Origin of the sequence: Nakamurella flavida (assembly GCF_030811475.1) — a bacterium.
GTDB classification, from domain to species: domain Bacteria; phylum Actinomycetota; class Actinomycetes; order Mycobacteriales; family Nakamurellaceae; genus Nakamurella; species Nakamurella flavida.
Window position 1 is genome coordinate 2,243,072 of sequence record NZ_JAUSQV010000001.1, and the last position, 16,213, is coordinate 2,259,284.

Genomic DNA, 16,213 nt, shown 5'->3' on the forward strand with positions numbered 1-16,213 from the left:
GTCATCGTGGTTGAACCCGGAGCGAGCGGGTATCGAGAGCAGATGACCCGACCCGAAGACCTCACCGCCGACCAGCAGGCCATCGTCGACCAGTCCGACGACGTCCGCGATCCGGCCGACGACTCCGACGAGATGAACGATCCCACGCTGATGACCGACACCTACCCCGAGGCCCTGGACCGCAAGCTCGAAGCGGCCGAGGGCGCGATCGAGGCCCACCGGTCGGAGACCGACACCCGCACCATCTGGGGCAACGGTCGCACCGGCCCGGAGGAGGCGGAAGGCCTCACCGGCCCCTGACCCGGACCCGGACGCCCGGCGGGGTCGTACAGATCACCCCGCCGGGACCGGATCACCGGAATGACCGCGGGCCGCTCCCGTTGCAGTCCATGGGTACCGGGTACCCCGCGGAAGGAACTGCAGATGTGGACGTCATGGCCGGGCACGCGGCGCCATGTGGTGACGGCGCCCGGGACCGCACCGGCCGTCGGCGATTCCGTCCTGGCGACCTTCCTGCGGTTCGTGGCCGTCGGCGCGACCGGGAGCGCGGCCTACGGGCTGCTGTTCCTGGCCATCAGCGCGACCACCACCGTCCCGCACCTCGCCGTGAACCTGCTGGCCACCGTCGGCTCCACGCTGCTGAGCAGTGAGCTGCACCGCCGTTTCACCTTCCGGGCGCACGGCCCGGGCTCGGTGAGCCACGGGCAGACCGCCGGTATCGGGATGGCCGCCGTCGGGCTCGTCGTCAGCAGCCTGGTCCTGGCGGGATGGAACATCGTGAACCCCGGAGCGGAGGACCTGACCACCCTGTTCGTCGTCTACGGCTGCACCGGCCTCATGGGCCTGGTCAACTTCGTCACCCAGCGTACCGTGCTGGCCCGGACCGTCTCCCCCCGCGCCACGCTCGGCACCGAGATGCCGGAATGGCTGGGCGGCGCCGACTCCCGACCGGCCGTCTGACCCCGATCCGGCCGCGGCGCGGCGGACGCGACGACCGGATCGTCAGGAGCGGGAGCCGGTCCCGCCGTAGTGATCGGCGTCGTGGGCGTGGAACCGGTCGTACTCCTGCTGCTGTTCGGTGTGACTGACGAAGGACACCAGGGTGTCGGCCCGGCGTGTCCAGCGGTGGACGATGCCGAACTCCGCCCGCAGTCCGTCCCGCCGGCGTGGACGAGCGATCACGGCCACCGTGATGACCTCCGGTCCGACCCGCACGGTCTGCACCTCCGGCCACCACGAGTCGTCGGTGAGGGCGGCCTGCCGTTCGAGGAACGCGGTGAACCCCTCGGCCCCCACATAGGTCTGCTGCAGAGCGGAATCGCTCGTCCCGGCCGGGGTGAAGGTGAACGACGCGTCCAGGACGGGTCTCAGCGCGTCGACCGCGTCGGGCCCGGGGTGGTCGTACATCGCGCGCAACGCGGCCAGGCAGCGCTGGACGTCCGGATCACCCGCCAGTTCGGCGGGCTCGAAGATCGTCGATCCCGCGCTCATCAGGCCCCGGCCCGTTGCTCGGCGGCGTGCAGGCCGGTGGCTGCCGCCCGCTCGTCGTCGACCACCCGTTTGAGATCCTCCGGGACGAATCCACCGCTGCCGTGGCGGAAGGCGCTGTCCTGATCGGAGTACGCCCGCCGGGCCGTCGTGACGTGCTGGCCCCGGAAACGCAGGAGAGCGTGCACCGCGCTGTCGGTCAGTTCCAGTGCGGTCGCGAGCTCGGGCGTGTGATCACCCCGCTCGCCCGCCTCGAGCCAGGTCGACAGGGCGGGTCGCGCGGCCATCCGTTCCCGCGCACGCCGCCATTCCGGACGTCCGTAGCGCAAGGCCTCGGCATGCATCGCGGCCAGTGCCTCCCCGCCGCCCCACAACGCCTCGTCCACGAGGTAGAGCGGGATGAAGGCGGCTGCCGGGCCGCTCCAGGGGTTTCCCGCGACGGTGATCGGCTCGAAGAACGGACGCAGCTTCTCGATGAAGAAGTGCGGGTCCACGATCTGCCGGACCCGGGCGAACTCGCCGGCGAAGGCGACGACGGCATCGCGCATCACCGCCAGAGCCGCCAGCCCGGCGGGACTCGTCGGACCACACCGCCACGAGACGTCCAGGGCGGTTCCGGCCAGCGGCAGCAGCCGACAGCTGGTCCGCACGCTCTGGATCAGCGCCCCTTCCTGCGGGCCCCGGTCGAGGAAGCGTCGCTCCCTGTCCCCCACCGGGTTCCAGAACCCGTAGTGCACGACGGTGTCCCTGGGCACCATGTCCGTGCGCAGGGCCCACGCCGTCAGCAGTGGTTCCCACTCCGGCGCGGCGACCGACGGGTCGACACCCGCACGCCCCAGGCTGGCCAGGAGCATCCCGGCGTCGCGCAGCGCGGCCACCGCGTCCTCGGCCGCCCATCCCGGATCCCCCCGGCGCGCGGCGGTGCGGACCCACCCGAGCAACGTCCGGGCGTCACCGGCGGCGTTGACCGCCGGGAGCTCCCCGAATTCCCGGTCCAGGCCGAGCGGATCGGCCGCCCGAACGGCGTCGTGGTCCAGGATCGCCGGGTGGGCGTCCGGAAGGCCGGCCCCGCCGCCGGCCAACAGCTCGTCGGCCCGGGCATCGGCACCCGGGGCCGAGAAGGCCTGGTCCAGGGCAGCGCGCAGCTCCCGGATCACGGTCACCGGCGGTTCGACGGCAGGATGCACAGCGATCAGCCTGACAGCCTGCGCTTGAACCCGGCGTGAGCCCCCGACCGGCGCGGGGTGCGGGCCGGCCCGGGATCCCCCGACGCGGACCGGGCCGGCGATCCTGTCCCGTCCCCGACGGCACCCCCTGCGGACAGCACGACACCCCGGGCGGGGACCCACCCGGGGTGTCGAGAGGCACTGCGCGGGATCAGATGTCGACCCGGGCCCGCCCGCGGATCTTGCTGATGACGACCCAGACGATGCCCACGGCGAGCAGCCCGTAGAGGGTCAGCGTGATGCCGGAGGCGAACAGCGCACCGGCGTCGCCCTCGCTGACGGCGAGCGTGCGCCGCAGGCTGGTCTCGGCCAGCGGGCCGAGGATGACGGCGATGAGCACGGGGGCCAGCGGCATCCCGAACCGGCGCAGCACGAACCCGAGCAGGCCGAGCAGCACCAGCAGGACGAGGTCGACGATCGACGAGCTGGTGGCGTAGACGCCCAGCGCGGCGAACACGGTGATCCCGGCGTACAGGTACGGCTTGGGGATCAGCAGCAGCTTCGCCCACAGCGGTGCGAACGGCAGGTTGATGATCAGCAGCACGAACATGCCGATGAACAGGCTGGCCAGCAGCGCCCACACCAGATCGCCGTTGCGGGTGAACAGCAGCGGCCCGGGCTGCATGCCGTACTGCTGGAACGCCGCCAGCATGATCGCCGCGGTCGCCGAGGTGGGCAGGCCCAGGGCCAGTAGCGACCCCATCGCCGAGCCGGCGGTGGCGTTCGCCGCGGCCTCCGGGGCGGCCAGGCCGCGGATGGCGCCCTTGCCGAACTGGGGGTCCTTGCGGCGGCGGTCCAACCGGCGCTCCGTGCCGAAGGCCAGGAACGTCGGAATCTCCGAGCCGCCGGCCGGGATGGCCCCGAACGGGAGCCCCCACGCGGTGCCGCGCAGCCACGCCGGCATCGCCTCGCGGAACTCGCCCTTGGACAGGAACGGCCGCTTGCCCACGGTCATCGCGGTGGCCGTGGAGTCCTTGTGGATGCGGGAGGCCACGTGCAGCACCTCGCCCAGCGCGAGCAGACCGACGGTGATGACGACGATGTCGATGCCGTCCAGCAGCGACGGCAGGCCGAAGGTGAAGCGGGACGCACCGCTGATGCCGTCGATGCCGATCAGCGCGAGGGCCAGGCCGATGCCCAGCGCCGCGATGCCCTTGACGGCGGAGTCCGACACCACCGCGGCGGTGGCGATGAACGCGACGACGGCCAGCGCGAAGTACTCGGCCGGACCGAACACGGTGGCCAGATCGGCGAGCACCGGGGCGAAGAACGCGACCAGGATGGTGGCCAGCAGGCCGCCGGTGAACGCGCCGATGGCCGAGGTGGCCAACGCCTGGGGCGCCCGCCCCCGTTTGGCCATCCGGTGGCCCTCGAAGGTGGACGCGATGGCGCTGGAGTTGCCCGGGGTGTTGAGCAGGATGGCCGTGGTCGAGTCACCGAACAGGCCGCCGTAGTAGATGCCGGCGAACATGATGAACGCGGCGACCGGGTCGAGGCTGAAGGTGACGGGCAGCAGCAGGGCCACCGCCATGGACGAGCCGAGGCCGGGCAGCACACCGACGGCGGTGCCGAGCAGACAGCCGACGAACACCCACATCAGGTTCATCGGGGTGAGCGCGTTGGCGAACCCGTTCATCAGGTTCCCGAGCTGGTCTCCCATCAGAGCACCCCCTGCAGGAAGCCGGCGGGCAGGTTGAGGCCGAGCGCGACACCGAAGATGAGCTGGATGGCCGAGGACATGACCAGCGCGACGGAGATGTCGAAGATCGGCCGACGGGAGCCGAGGGCGTAGCTGACTCCCCAGAACAGCAGGGCGGCGGCGATGATCCAGCCGGCCGGGCGCAGCAGCACGATGAACGCGACCAGCGACCCGAGCACGGTGAGCAGGGCCCGCCAGTCGCTGACCGCGCGCGGCGGCCACGGCTCACGGCCCGGCGGGACGTCCGGCGGGGTCTCGACGATCGCCTCGCCGTCCATGTCGACATTCGCGTCACCGAGCTCGGCGGTGGCGGCCACGGTCCGGCGGCTGCGGAGGATCTGCACCGTCGACAGCACGGCCATTCCCAGCAGCAGGACGATGACCACGATGGGGAAGAACGTCGGGCCGGGCACCTGCACCGACGGGGGCAGCTGCATGGAGACGGTGCCGACGATGAGGAAGCCCGCGACGGCGACCAGGATCGCCGGGACGATCAGCTCGGCCAGGCCGGAGGTGCGCGGCACGCCGGGGGGAACAGGCGGATGGGCGGGGCTGGGTCCTTCTGCCGGGTCGGTGGTGCCGACCGGCACGCCGACCGGGCGGGAGGAGTGGGAGGTGGTCATCTAGGCCCCGATTCCGAGCTCGTCGGCGATCTGCTGGATCTCCTGGGTGTTCTGGGTGAGGAACTGCTGGAACTCGTCGCCGGCGAGATACGTGTCCTGCCAACGGTTGCGGGCGATGGTGTCCTGCCAGTCGGGCGAGGCGACCATCTCCCGGACGATCTCGTCCAGGGCTGTCCGCTGCTCCGTGCTCAGCCCGGGGGGCGCGACCAGGCCGCGCCAGTTGGTCAGCTCGACGTCCACCCCCTGCTCGCCCAGGCTGGGCACGTCGATGCCCTCGACCCGCTCCTTGGTGCCCAGGGCCAGCGCCCGGACGTTGCCCGCCTCGATCTGGTCGGCGAACTCGTTGTAGCCGGAGATGCTGGCGGCCACGGTGTTGGCCAGGATCGCGTTCAGCGCCTCACCGCCACCGGAGAAGGCCAGGTAGTTCAGCTGCTCCGGGTCGATGCCCACGTTCTCGGCGATCAGACCGGCAAGCAGGTGATCGGTCCCGCCCTTGGAGCCGCCGCCGATCGCGGTGCCCTGCGGGTCGGCCTTCCAGCCGGCCAGGAACTCGTCCAGCGTGGTGTACGGGGACGCGGCCGGGACGACGAGCACCTCGTAGTCCTCGGCGAGCCGGGCGATCGGCGTGACGTCGGACAGCGTCACGTCGCTGTCGTTGGCGATGATGCCGCCCACCATGACGGTGCCGGTGACCATGAGCGTGCCGGCCTGGCCGGTCATGTCCGCGAGCTGACCGAGACCGATGGTGCCGGCGGCGCCCGGGATGTTGACGACCTGGACGTTGTTGACCACGCCCTCGTCGCGCAGCGCGCGCTGCGCCTCGCGGGCCACGCCGTCCCAGCCGCCACCGGGGGCGGCGGGAGCGATGAGAGCGAGCCGGCTACGGGCGGACTGCCCGGTCCCCGACCCGAGGGTGCTCCAGAATCCGGCGCCGATCACGAGGACGGCGACGACGCCCCAGGCCACCAGCAGGGCGGGATTGCGACGCTTCCCGCCCTTCCCGGGTGGGGGGACGGCGGTGGACGCGGACGGCGAGGGTCCGGTGGTGGTGGATGCCATCGTTGGCCTTCCAGGACGCGGGACCGGTCGAGGGACGACCGGGTCGGGGGTGTGCGGCGACGGGATGCACTGGTGCGGACCGGTCGGGCCGGCCCCGGGATCAGGAGGAACGGACGGCCAGCACCGGGACGGTCGCGTTGAGCAGGACGTCCTGTGCGGCCGACCCCAGGAACAACTTGCCGACCGGCGAGCGACGGCGCAGCCCGATGACGATCATGTCGGCGGACAGCTCGGTGGCCAGGTCGACGATCTCGTCGGCCAGGTGATCGGTGCGGACGGCGGGCCGGATGGAGACCGAGAGACCCTCCGCCGCAGCGGCATCCACGTGGTCGATGGTGTGCACGGCCTCTCCCCCGCTGTGCGCGGGGGCGGTGAGGACCACCAGATCGGTGTCCCGCAGCCGGGCCTCGGCCAGGGCACGGACGACCGCGGCCTGCCCCTCGGGGGTCTGCTGGTAGGCGGCGAGGATCGTCATGCGGGACTCCCGGACAGGGTGGGGCGACGGCGGGCGGGGTGGTGCGGGGGCACGGCGTCGTCGGGGGGCGTGACCCCGGGGCGACGGGGTGACCCCGGTGGCCCGACCGGGCGTCCGGTCGCAGATGTGGTCACGATGGCTCCTTCGACGGTGAAGTGCACAGGCGGGGACGGTAACCCGCGTCACAACCTCACACCCGTTTCTCATTCTTTGCTGGACTTGTTCTCCTTGCCGGTACTTCTGAGCGTTCTGCTCACAATGCGGGCGCGGGCCGCTACGGTGACCCGATGCGGCGACGACGCCTGCGGTTCTCCACCGAGCTCCTGCTCCTGCAGGCCGCGGTGGTGGCGGCCGTGGTCCTGGTGGGGTTCGCGCTGTTCGCCCTCCTGCTCGACCGCCAGCTCAGCTCGGAGTATGGCCAGCGGGCCCTGGCGATCGCCCGCTCCTTCGCCCCGGACGACGACCTCCGCACCGCGGTGGCCGACTGGTCGGCCACCGCGGCCGCCGGTCCCGCGACGTCCGCCGAGCTGGCCGCCGGGCCGGTCCAGATCGCGGCCGAGGCCGTCCGGACCCGCAACGACGCCCTGTTCGTGGTGGTGACCGACGACCGCGGTATCCGGCTGGCCCACCCCGACCCCGCCGAGCTGGGCCTCCCGGTGTCGACCGACCCGTCCACCGCACTGGGCGGCGGCGAGGAGGTCGTCGTGCAGACCGGAACTTTGGGTGACTCCGCCCGCGCGAAGGTGCCGGTCTACGGCCCTGACGGGTCGGCCACGGCCGGGACGGTCGTCGGTGCGGTCAGCGTCGGCATCGACACCGAGGAGATCGCCGCCGCCCTCGGCGAGGACCTGCAGGTCGCCGCCCTGTTCACGGTCGCCGCCCTCGCCCTCGGGGTGGGCGCCTCGGCCCTGCTGAACCGGCGGTTGCGCCGGTTGACCCTCGGGGTCGAACCGGAGGAGCTGGCCGGGATGGCCTCCGAGCACGAGGCGGTGCTGGGCGGCATCGGCGAGGGCGTCGTGGCCGTCGACCCCGCGGGCACGCTCACCGTGGCCAACGGCGAGGCCCGCCGGCTCTTCGCCCTCGATCTCGTCCCCGGCATCCCGATCGCGCGCGCGGGGCTGCCCGGGCGACTGACCGCCCTGCTGACCGGGACCACGGCGACCGGCGAACCGGTGCTCGTGGTGGCCGGGGAGAAGGTCCTGGTGTGCAGCGTGCGCACGGTCCGCCGGAACGGCCGGGACCTCGGTCTGGTGCTGACCGCCCGGGACCGCACCGATCTGGAGCTGCTGACCCGGCAGCTGGACGCGGTGCAGACGATGAGCACCGCCCTGCGCGCCCAGCGGCACGAGTTCGCCAACCGGCTGCACGTGGTGCACGGGCTGCTGGCCCACGGCGACCGCGACGAGGCCCAAGAGTACGTGCGCACCCTGCTCGGCTCCGGTCCGCTCGGCACGCTTCTCGCCGGCATCGACGCCGTCCGCGACCCCACCGTGCAGGCGTTCCTGTCGGCCAAGGCCGCCCACGCCCGCGAACGCTCGATCACCCTGCGACTCGGACCCGAGACCTGGCTGGACGCCACGATCACCGACCCGGTCGCGGTCACCACCGTGCTCGGCAATCTGGTCGACAACGCCTGCGACGCAGCGGCCCTCGTCCCGGGGTGCCCGCCGTCGGACGCCGGGGGCTGGGTGGAGGTCGAACTGCTCGCCGACGGCACCACCCTGTTCGTGACGGTGGCCGACAGCGGCGACGGGGTCCCGGCCCCGCTGGTCGACGCGATCTTCACCGAGAACGTCAGCACCCGCGGGGTCGGCGGACGGGGCCTCGGCCTGGCCCTGGTCCGGCAGGTGGCCCGGGCGCTGGACGGCGACGTCTGGCTGGCCGATCGCGGCGGGGACGGGACAGGCGCGGTGTTCGTCGCCCGGCTTCCCGGGGTGCTGGCCGCACCCGCGTCGCCCCCCGGATCGAACGGATCCGACGACCGGCGCAGCCCGGGGACGACCCTCACGGAGGAATCATGACCCTGCGGATCCTGGTCGTGGACGACGACTTCCGCGTCGCCCGCCTGCACGCCGACGTGGTGGGCGCCCAGCCCGGGATGCAGGTGGCCCAGGTGGTCGCGAACGTCCGTGACGCCCTGCGGGCCGTCACGGACCGGGCCGCCGACCCCGCGGGCCGGATCGATCTCGCCCTCGTCGACCTCTACCTGCCGGACGGATCGGGCCTGGATCTGGTCCGTCGGCTGGACTGCGACGTGCTCGTCCTCTCCGCGGCCGCGGAGAGCGGCACCGTCCGGGCGGCCCTGCGAGCCGGCGCCGTCGGGTACCTGGTCAAGCCGTTCGCCCAGGAGGCTCTGATCGAACGGCTCACCGCCTGGGCCCGCTACCGCGCCGTCCTCACCCGCGCCGACACCCTCACCCAGTCCGAACTGGACCTCGCCGTCCGGGCCCTGCACACGCGCTCCCAGCACCGCCCCAAGGGCCACTCCACCCTCACCGAACAGACCGTCACCCAGGCCGTGCTGGAGGCCGACCGCGCCCTGTCCGCGGCGGAGGTCGCCGAGCAGGTGGGGGTCTCCCGGGCGACCGCGCAGCGCTACCTGGCCGAGCTGTCGGAGTCCGGCCGCATCCGCATGCAGCTGCGCTACGGAGCCACCGGCCGCCCCGAGCACCGATACAGCCGGCCCGCCTGACCGACCAGGAGACCGGCGCTCAGACTGGGCGCTCTTGCCGTGATCGGCGGCGACGAAGCCCCGGGGGCCCCCATGAGTGCGGTCATGTGAGCCCTGGACCGAGTCAGAGCCCCTGGTAGGTGATGGTGGAGGCGAGTGTGGGGTTGGGAAGGGTCAATCTGAGTCCTGCGGCAAGGGCGCTGCCGGTGGTGGTCCAGACCATCCCGGTGCGGGTGTCGGTGAGGCGGTAGGTCCGAGTGCCGGTGAGTCCGCGCAGCTGGACTACCTGTGCGGCTGCGCCGCTGGAGGGACGTCGGAATGCTTGGAGGAAGCCGGCTGCGGCTGTGCCGAACTGCCAGACCATCCACCGATCATCGGACACGCTGTGGGGGGTCAGAAGATGGAAGTCCTGCAGGTAGTACTGCTTGATCGCTGCCCACTCGGCGAGGGAGGCGCGAACGGTGTTCCACGGAACCGTCGGTTCGAGCGCAGCGACCGCCAGGTGGAACACCGGTCCCATGCCCGACCGCAGGTTGTAATCGTCGTCGTACTGAGCGATGGCCCGTACCGCGCCGCCATGCAGGGGGACCCAGGGTGTGAGGCCGGCAAGGTGGGCTTGGTTGGCGGTGGCTTGCCGGATGGTGTCGCTGCGCAGCAGGTTGATGGACTGGCCCAGGGTGAGGATGTCCAGGCGGCGTCCGCCGCTGGCGCAGGTGTCGATGAGCATGCCCGGGTGCGCGGCTTGGAGAGCGGTCCAGAAGGCGAGGTGTCCGTCGACGTATCGCGCTTGGGTAATGCCACGGCGCCCCGCCGGGTCGGCCTTATTCCAGAACGGGAGTGGGTTGATGTTGAAATCTTCCCGGTAGAGATCGACTCCCTGGGTGTTGATGGAGTTGTTGAAGTAGCCGCTCGCCCAGCTCAGGGCGGCGGGGTCACCGAAATTGAACAGGCGCGCCACCCCGCCCCACTGTCGCTTGTATGGAATTTGCTGAGCATCGGGGACATCTTCCAGCGTGTAGCTCAGGTAGTTGTTGTGGATGAATGTCCCGGGCATGACCCGCTCGGGTTCGTACCAGATGATGGATTTCATACCGAGTTGGCGGGCCCGATCGGTGACTGGTTTGAGTCCGTGGGGAAAGCGGGTCGGGTCGGGCGTCCAGGTGCCGGTCCATTCCCAGGTGTCGGTGGGTGCGTTGGGTGAGTTCTGGTACCAGCCGGCGTCGATCCACCACCAGTCCTGGACGCCTCCGGTGCCCTGGGTCGTCTGCTGGCTACCGTAAGAATTCATCCAGGCGATTTCGTCCTGCGCGGTGTCGTGTTGGCCGGGGAAGTAGTCGTTGGCCTGGGTGGGCGCAAGTGGCTGTGCTGGTCCTGTCGAGTTCGCTGCCCGGGGTACGTGGTACTGCAGCATCCAACGCCGCCACTGATTCTGTGCGGCGGCGGCGGTGCCGCCGTTCCACGGTTGCATGACGATGAGCGCCGTCCGGATGGCCTCGTTCGGGGCGAGCCAGAGGTCGGCGAGGTCCATCGCGGCGAGCTGTTGACCGTGCTGGAGCTCGTCGCCGTCCTTGCTGACCATGCCGCCGGTCCACCGGACCTCTGTCGGGCTGGTGCGTTGGACCTGGGCGCCCCATTGCCCAGGCCAGCCCAAGGCACAAATGAGGCCGCAGCCCACCATGTCCAGGTTCCAGAACGGCCAACCGTTGGCCACTGCGGTGCGCGAGTTGGGCGCGCTGAGGTACTCGATGGCGCCGTCGGTGTCGTTGTAGGTGGTGACCACGCCGGCGGTGCTGTACCGGAAGGCGTCGATGGGGACGACCGTGCCGCTGCCGGCGGCGTTCTTGGTGCCGGTGTTGACGATCTTGAGGGTGTGGGTGGTGTTGCTCAAGGTCGCCGAGGTCCAGACGTCCTGCTGTTTGAGCCAGGTGGTGGCGTACAAATCCACGGTGGCGACCTTGACGTTGTCCAGGAAGACATCGGCGATGCCGCAGTCCACGTTCCTGGCCGTCACCCAGGTGATGCCGGTGCCCTGGAAGGTCAGGGTGGCGCTGGCGCTGGCCGCGGAACTGCTGTGCTGGGTGCTGTTGATGTAGCCCTGAGATCCACCGCTGGGGTTGGCGTTCCACGCCCCGGCGTAGGTGATGGCTGCGGCGGTGTCGTCAACGGTGACGGGCAGGCTCGAGGTGTAGATGAACGCGTCGATGGTCACGAAGGTGCCGATGGCGCTGGCGTTCTTCGTGCCAGTGTTGACGACCCGGAGGGTGTGCTGTCCGCTCGTGAGCGCCCCGGACGTCCACAGGGTTTGTTGCTTGAGCCAGGTGGTGGCGTAGAGGTCGACGGTGGCGACCTTGACGCCGTCGAGGTAAACGTCGGCGATCCCGCAGTCCAGATTCTTGGGACCGACCCAGGTGACCGAGTTTCCAGTGAAGGTCCAGCTGGCTTCGGCTCCGGCCACCGTGCTGCGATGTTGGTTGTCCTGGTAGTAGTGCTGGGAGTCCTGGAAGAAGGAGCTGTGCTCGTCCTCGGTGGCGAACTCCCACAGGCTGTTGCCCTGAGCGTTGGTGTTGTAGGTGATGTCGCTGAGTGGGTCGTTGACGGTGACTCCTCCGGTTGCCTGAAAAGTGAACCCGTCTACGGCGATGATGGTGCCGGTCGCGTTGGCGTTCTTCCGGCCGGTGGCAACGATCTCGAGGACGTGGGTGGCCTCCGGCAGCTGTGCTGAGGTGAAGAGGGTCTGTTGCTTGAGCCAACTGCCGGCGTACAGGTCCACCGTGCCCACCTTGACTCCGTCGATCCACACCGCGGCGATGCCGCAGTCGACGTTCTTGGGCCCGATCCAGCTGACTGAAGTTCCGCTGAAAATGAATCGAGCGGTGGCCCCGGCGGCGGCGGTGGAGTGCTGGTCCTGCTGCAGGTATCCGGGTGCGCCAGCCGGGCCGGTGAGGTAGCTCCAGTCGCCGGCGGCCGGCGGCTTCATGAAGCGGCCGTCGGTGGGGCGTCCGCCCGCGGTGCTGAACACCCGGTAGGCACTGACCGGTAGCGGGAGGTCGATGGGGGTGAAATCGTTCTTGGTCTGCGAGCTGCCCAGCGCGGTGCGCAGAACCCAGTCGGTGTCGGGCATCGAGGTGACGCTTACGTCCATCGCGAGGACGTCGGACAATTGCTTGGACTGAGCTGTGCCCTTGTGGGTGAAATACACCGTCCAGGACAACGTGGTAAATCCGGGGTACTCGTCGCCGATCCACCGGACTTCCAGCCCGTCGGGTGCTGTCCAGGTGATGGTCCGTCGAGTCCGTCCGTCGGGTTGATTCGCGGTCGCGGTGGTCTTGGTCCATGCGGGCAGCAGCGTTGACGAGGGGACGCCGTCGTACCGGAAGGAGAAGGGCGGGTTCTGTAGCACCTCTGACATGGACAGGATCGTGGGCGGGGGACTGGCAGATGCAGTCCCAGCGCGGAGAGGGTTCCACGGGGCGAGCGCGGCAGCAGCGGCGATGGCCGCACTCGCGCTGAGCATGCTCCGGCGGCTCAGCCCAGGCCTTGGATGGTCAGTCTCGTCGCTCGTTGGGCTCGTGGTCGGATCACTTGAGTGCGTCATCGAACTCCTCTTTCTCCAATTTTGGGTTGACTGGTAACAGAAAGGCACGCGAGAGGGGCGGGCTAGGGTTCAACACCTCAAGCCGTGGCTGCGGCGTTCATGGCTGCCTGCACGTCCTGTGCTCTCGGTACGTACCCGGTGCCGCCCTGTCCGCCCACTGACAGAGCGGCTGCCGCCGCGGCGTAGCGGGCCGCACCGAGGAAGTCTTCACCGGCCACCAGGCGTGCGGTCAGCGATCCCACGAAGCTGTCGCCCGCTCCGGTCTGATCCACCACCGCAGGAGCCGAGAAGGGGGCCAGTTCGGCAGCCCACCCGGGTTCGGCCAGGAGGGCGCCGGCTGAACCGCAGGTGACGGCGATCCTCTTCGCGCCGAGACCTAGCAGGTATTGGGCGGCGTGGAACGGTCGATCGATCCCGAGCAACGCCGTCGTCTCACGAGGGTGTGATGGCGTGAGCAATGCGGCGTGCGGGGCCACCGCAGCCAGGACCGCGGCGGCGGCGGCCGGTCGGGTCAGTGCGGGTCGGAAATTGGGGTCGAAGACGAACTGGCGGGCGGTCGAGGCCGCCTGGATCACCGCGGCTCGGGCCGACTCGGAGATTGCCGCGGCGATACCGCCGGTCACCACCGCGCCGGCTGTCTCCAGGCCGGTGCCGACGAGGTCGGCCGGGCTCAGCGTCGAACCGACGCTTTGTGATCGGGCGTAGGAGAACTCCCGTTGCCCGTCGGGGTCACTGTGGACGACGTAGACGCCCTGCTGACCCGGCCGGCGCCGCAGCAGGCGGGTGTCCACCCCAAGTTCGGCAACTCGGGCTTCCACCGCGTCGCCGAGCCAGTCAGGGGGCAGGACGGCCAGTAGTCCCACCCGCGCTCCGGTTGCCGCAGCCGCGGCCGCCACATTGAGAGCATCTCCGGAGACACCCAGCCGGGCGTAGGCGCCGGCGCGCATCGGTTCGGTGGTGGCCACTTCGAGGAGCACCTCGCCGAGAACGATGACGTCGAACGAGGTCACCGGACGACCCGGGCCGCCCACGATCGGGACAGACCCATGTCAGGCCTGCCGGACGGGGTTGCGCAGGACACCGATGCCGTCGATCTCCACCTCGACCACGTCACCGTCGGTCAAGAAGACCGGTGTCGCGCGGAAGGCACCGACGCCAGCCGGCGTTCCCGTGGAGATGACGTCCCCTTCCTCCAGTGTGGTGCCCAGGGACAGCCGCGAGATCAGTTCGGCCACGGAGAAGATCATCTGGGAGGTGTCGGCGTTCTGCATGCGCTCGCCGTTCACCCGGGAGACGATGCCCAGGGACTGCGGGTCCGGGATCTCGGAGGCCGGTATCAGTCGAGGTCCGATGGGACCGAAGGTATCGAAGGACTTGGCCCGGCTCCACTGGCCTTCCTCGCGTTGGATGCGGCGGGCGCTCACGTCGTTCATGCAGGTGTAGCCGGAGACGAAGTCCAAGGCGTCGTCCACCGAGACGTTCAGGGCGGGGCGACCGATGACAACCGCCAGTTCGGCCTCCCAGTCCACCTCGTCGACGCCCCGCGGGATGACGATGGACGCGCCGTCGGGCACCAGACAGGTGACGTACTTGGCGAAGGTGATGGGAGCGACGGGGGGTTCTACGGCTGACTCACCAGCGTGGTCGCGATAGTTCAGACCGACGGCAATGACCTTGCCGGGACGGCGCACGGGCAGCGACATGGAGCGTCCTTCCGAGCTGGAATGAGTTTTGTCAACAATAATCAGTTGAGTGCAGACCCGGCAAGGGTTCCCGGTCCCGTACGATCCACCCAGCATCACTTCGGGAGGGAAGCGCCTGTGCGAACGACATCCTCAGCCGACGACCGGTCGCAACCTCGCGGATTGAGCGCACCTGGCCTCGAGGCGGCGGCTCCCCGCGTGACTCTCGGCGATGTCGTCGCGGCCAGACTCCGTGACTCCATCATTGTCGGAGAGCTCCGCCCGGGTCAGCATCTGCGCGAGGAGGAGATCTCCGCGATGCTCCAGGTGAGCCGCGGTCCGGTACGGGATGCGTTCCTGGTGCTGCAACGGGAGGGCCTGGTCCAGGTCATGCGTCACCGCGGTGCTCGGGTCGTGGACCTGTCGGCCACCGACCTCGGCGAGGTCTACAGCCTCCGTGCGGCCATCGAGGATCTCGCCGTGCGCCTGGCCATCCGCCGCCGGACCGACGCGGACATCGCAGCGATGCAGGCCTCACTGGGCGACATGCGGTCGGGCCTGCGACGGCGCATCAATGAGCAAGACGCGGCCCGGCTCGACGTGGAGTTCCACGACACCATCTTCGCGGCGGCTCACCACGAGCGCTTGTACGAGAGCTGGTCGGCGATCCGCATGCAGGTGTTCCTGCTGCTGCTGCGACGCAACATTGCCAACGCCGACTGGAAGGTGGCCACCGTGGGTGGTCATGCTCAGATCTTGGAATTGATCCAGGCCAGCGATGAGGAGGGTGCGGCCAAGGCCGTCCGGTTCCACGTTTCGACGGGATACGAGCGCATCGTTGCTGGTCAGCTCGAGCGCGTACAGGACGCAGCCGACCAACCTCTCGAGGACGATGTCCGCAGTATTGCCGACTCTTTCCTGTTGCGGTGAACACTGCGCCCCGCGAGCTTGCCGCCGTACCCTTCTCCTCAGGCCCCGTTGCGGTGATCAGCGGGGCCGGCGGGGGGATCGGGTCCGCGATCACGCGGCTGCTACTCGCCCGCGGCTGGCAGGTTAGCGCGTTCGACCTCCAACCCCCGGCTGATGAACCCGGCGTGTTCGGTGTTTCGCTCGACGTCACCGACGAGGGCGCCGTCGATCGGGCGGTGCAGACGGTGGTGGATCGGTTCGGCCGCATCGATGCTCTGGTCACGGCCGCGGCCGTGCTGGAGACCGGCGCGGTCCACGACATGCCGCTTGCGGTGTGGAACCAGGTGCTCGCGGTCAACCTCACCGGACCGTTCCTGCTGTCTCGTGCCTGCCTGCCGCACCTGCGTCGTGCCTCCGGTGCGTCTGTGGTCCACCTGTCCTCGGTGCATGCGGAGGCAACCGTGCCGCGGACGGCGGCTTATGCCGCCAGCAAGGGCGCCATCATCTCGCTGTCCCGCCAGATGGCCGTCGAGTACGCGGAGGACGACATTCGGGTGAACGCCGTCGTCGTCGGCAGTGTCGACACCGCTATGTCGACCAAGCACGGGCTCGCCATGCTCGCCGAGGGGGTCGAGGTGTCCGGGCCGACGGGTCGGCTGGGCCGCATGGGGCAGCCGGGGGAGATAGCGTCCGCCGTCGCCTTCCTCGTCTCGTCGTCGGCGTCGTTCGTCACCGGGTCGGCATTCCAGGTCGATGGCGGTTTGCTCGCCCGGCTCATGTGACGGT

At 70.2% G+C, this 16,213-nt stretch carries 15 protein-coding genes; 6 read left to right on the plus strand and 9 right to left on the minus strand.

All coding sequences use genetic code 11. The features are described 5' to 3' along the window. The first annotated feature begins 42 nt into the window (after positions 1-42). A complete protein-coding gene (locus tag J2S58_RS10075) occupies positions 43-300 on the plus strand; it encodes a hypothetical protein (protein WP_205258024.1) in 258 nt (85 codons plus the stop codon). Positions 301-423: 123 nt separating this feature from the next. Beyond that, positions 424-960 (plus strand): GtrA family protein, encoded by a 537-nt coding sequence (locus J2S58_RS10080; RefSeq protein ID WP_205258023.1) that lies wholly within the window; start codon positions 424-426, stop codon positions 958-960. 42 nt (positions 961-1,002) lie between these two features. On the opposite strand, the gene J2S58_RS10085 is transcribed toward J2S58_RS10080, so the two are convergent. From J2S58_RS10085 to J2S58_RS10110, 6 genes are all read right to left on the minus strand, one after another. Beyond that, a complete protein-coding gene (locus tag J2S58_RS10085; RefSeq protein ID WP_205258022.1) occupies positions 1,003-1,491 on the minus strand; it encodes a hypothetical protein in 489 nt (162 codons plus the stop codon). Further along, on the minus strand, positions 1,491-2,651 hold the full coding sequence (locus tag J2S58_RS10090; RefSeq protein ID WP_306827945.1) for a monodechloroaminopyrrolnitrin synthase PrnB family protein: 1,161 nt from the start codon (positions 2,649-2,651) through the stop codon (positions 1,491-1,493). Before J2S58_RS10090 ends, J2S58_RS10085 begins: the two co-directional genes overlap by 1 nt. 214 nt (positions 2,652-2,865) lie before the next feature. Next, positions 2,866-4,374, minus strand: a complete 1,509-nt coding sequence (locus J2S58_RS10095) for a tripartite tricarboxylate transporter permease (RefSeq protein ID WP_205258020.1) — start codon at positions 4,372-4,374, stop codon at positions 2,866-2,868. Further along, a complete protein-coding gene (locus tag J2S58_RS10100) occupies positions 4,374-5,036 on the minus strand; it encodes a tripartite tricarboxylate transporter TctB family protein (RefSeq protein ID WP_205258019.1) in 663 nt (220 codons plus the stop codon). The genes J2S58_RS10095 and J2S58_RS10100 overlap by 1 nt, the downstream gene beginning before the upstream one ends. Continuing rightward, on the minus strand, positions 5,037-6,095 hold the full coding sequence (locus J2S58_RS10105) for a Bug family tripartite tricarboxylate transporter substrate binding protein (protein WP_205258018.1): 1,059 nt from the start codon (positions 6,093-6,095) through the stop codon (positions 5,037-5,039). 100 nt (positions 6,096-6,195) lie between these two features. Beyond that, positions 6,196-6,570: a universal stress protein gene (locus J2S58_RS10110; protein WP_205258017.1), complete on the minus strand. Its 375-nt coding sequence runs from the start codon at positions 6,568-6,570 to the stop codon at positions 6,196-6,198. 287 nt (positions 6,571-6,857) lie between these two features. On the opposite strand from J2S58_RS10110, the gene J2S58_RS10115 reads away from it, so the two are divergent. Both J2S58_RS10115 and J2S58_RS10120 read left to right on the plus strand, forming a co-directional pair. Continuing rightward, entirely contained in the window at positions 6,858-8,591 is a 1,734-nt protein-coding gene (locus tag J2S58_RS10115) for a sensor histidine kinase (RefSeq protein ID WP_205258016.1), read from the plus strand. Then, positions 8,588-9,262: a response regulator gene (locus J2S58_RS10120; protein WP_205258015.1), complete on the plus strand. Its 675-nt coding sequence runs from the start codon at positions 8,588-8,590 to the stop codon at positions 9,260-9,262. The genes J2S58_RS10115 and J2S58_RS10120 overlap by 4 nt, the downstream gene beginning before the upstream one ends. A 103-nt stretch (positions 9,263-9,365) precedes the next feature. Here the strand turns inward: J2S58_RS10120 and J2S58_RS10125 are convergent, their stop codons facing one another. From J2S58_RS10125 to J2S58_RS10135, 3 genes are all read right to left on the minus strand, one after another. Beyond that, complete coding sequence (locus tag J2S58_RS10125; RefSeq protein ID WP_205258014.1) at positions 9,366-12,650, minus strand: alpha-galactosidase; 3,285 nt, start codon at positions 12,648-12,650, stop codon at positions 9,366-9,368. Between the two features lie 263 nt (positions 12,651-12,913). Next, the gene (locus J2S58_RS10130; protein WP_205258013.1) at positions 12,914-13,846 is read right to left on the minus strand and encodes a PfkB family carbohydrate kinase; all 933 of its coding nucleotides are present in this window, start codon (positions 13,844-13,846) and stop codon (positions 12,914-12,916) included. Between the two features lie 39 nt (positions 13,847-13,885). Then, the gene (locus J2S58_RS10135; protein ID WP_205258012.1) at positions 13,886-14,539 is read right to left on the minus strand and encodes a fumarylacetoacetate hydrolase family protein; all 654 of its coding nucleotides are present in this window, start codon (positions 14,537-14,539) and stop codon (positions 13,886-13,888) included. Between the two features lie 198 nt (positions 14,540-14,737). Here J2S58_RS10135 and J2S58_RS10140 point away from each other — a divergent pair, with 198 nt between their 5' ends. Together J2S58_RS10140 and J2S58_RS10145 are read left to right on the plus strand one after the other, a co-directional pair. Further along, positions 14,738-15,448: a GntR family transcriptional regulator gene (locus J2S58_RS10140; RefSeq protein ID WP_205258011.1), complete on the plus strand. Its 711-nt coding sequence runs from the start codon at positions 14,738-14,740 to the stop codon at positions 15,446-15,448. 53 nt (positions 15,449-15,501) lie between these two features. Beyond that, positions 15,502-16,209, plus strand: coding sequence for an SDR family NAD(P)-dependent oxidoreductase (locus tag J2S58_RS10145; protein ID WP_306829375.1), 708 nt, complete (start codon positions 15,502-15,504; stop codon positions 16,207-16,209). Positions 16,210-16,213 lie beyond the last annotated feature (4 nt).

Excerpts from the sequence above, each read along its gene's own strand:
- J2S58_RS10075 (WP_205258024.1), top strand. The coding sequence starts at position 43 with ATGACCCGACCCGAAGACCTCACCGCCGACCAGCAGGCCATCGTCGAC.
- J2S58_RS10080 (WP_205258023.1), top strand. The coding sequence starts at position 424 with ATGTGGACGTCATGGCCGGGCACGCGGCGCCATGTGGTGACGGCGCCC.
- J2S58_RS10085 (WP_205258022.1), bottom strand. The coding sequence starts at position 1,491 with ATGAGCGCGGGATCGACGATCTTCGAGCCCGCCGAACTGGCGGGTGAT.
- J2S58_RS10095 (WP_205258020.1), bottom strand. The coding sequence starts at position 4,374 with ATGGGAGACCAGCTCGGGAACCTGATGAACGGGTTCGCCAACGCGCTC.
- J2S58_RS10100 (WP_205258019.1), bottom strand. The coding sequence starts at position 5,036 with ATGACCACCTCCCACTCCTCCCGCCCGGTCGGCGTGCCGGTCGGCACC.
- J2S58_RS10105 (WP_205258018.1), bottom strand. The coding sequence starts at position 6,095 with ATGGCATCCACCACCACCGGACCCTCGCCGTCCGCGTCCACCGCCGTC.
- J2S58_RS10110 (WP_205258017.1), bottom strand. The coding sequence starts at position 6,570 with ATGACGATCCTCGCCGCCTACCAGCAGACCCCCGAGGGGCAGGCCGCG.
- J2S58_RS10115 (WP_205258016.1), top strand. The coding sequence starts at position 6,858 with ATGCGGCGACGACGCCTGCGGTTCTCCACCGAGCTCCTGCTCCTGCAG.
- J2S58_RS10120 (WP_205258015.1), top strand. The coding sequence starts at position 8,588 with ATGACCCTGCGGATCCTGGTCGTGGACGACGACTTCCGCGTCGCCCGC.
- J2S58_RS10125 (WP_205258014.1), bottom strand. The coding sequence starts at position 12,650 with ATGTCAGAGGTGCTACAGAACCCGCCCTTCTCCTTCCGGTACGACGGC.
- J2S58_RS10135 (WP_205258012.1), bottom strand. The coding sequence starts at position 14,539 with ATGTCGCTGCCCGTGCGCCGTCCCGGCAAGGTCATTGCCGTCGGTCTG.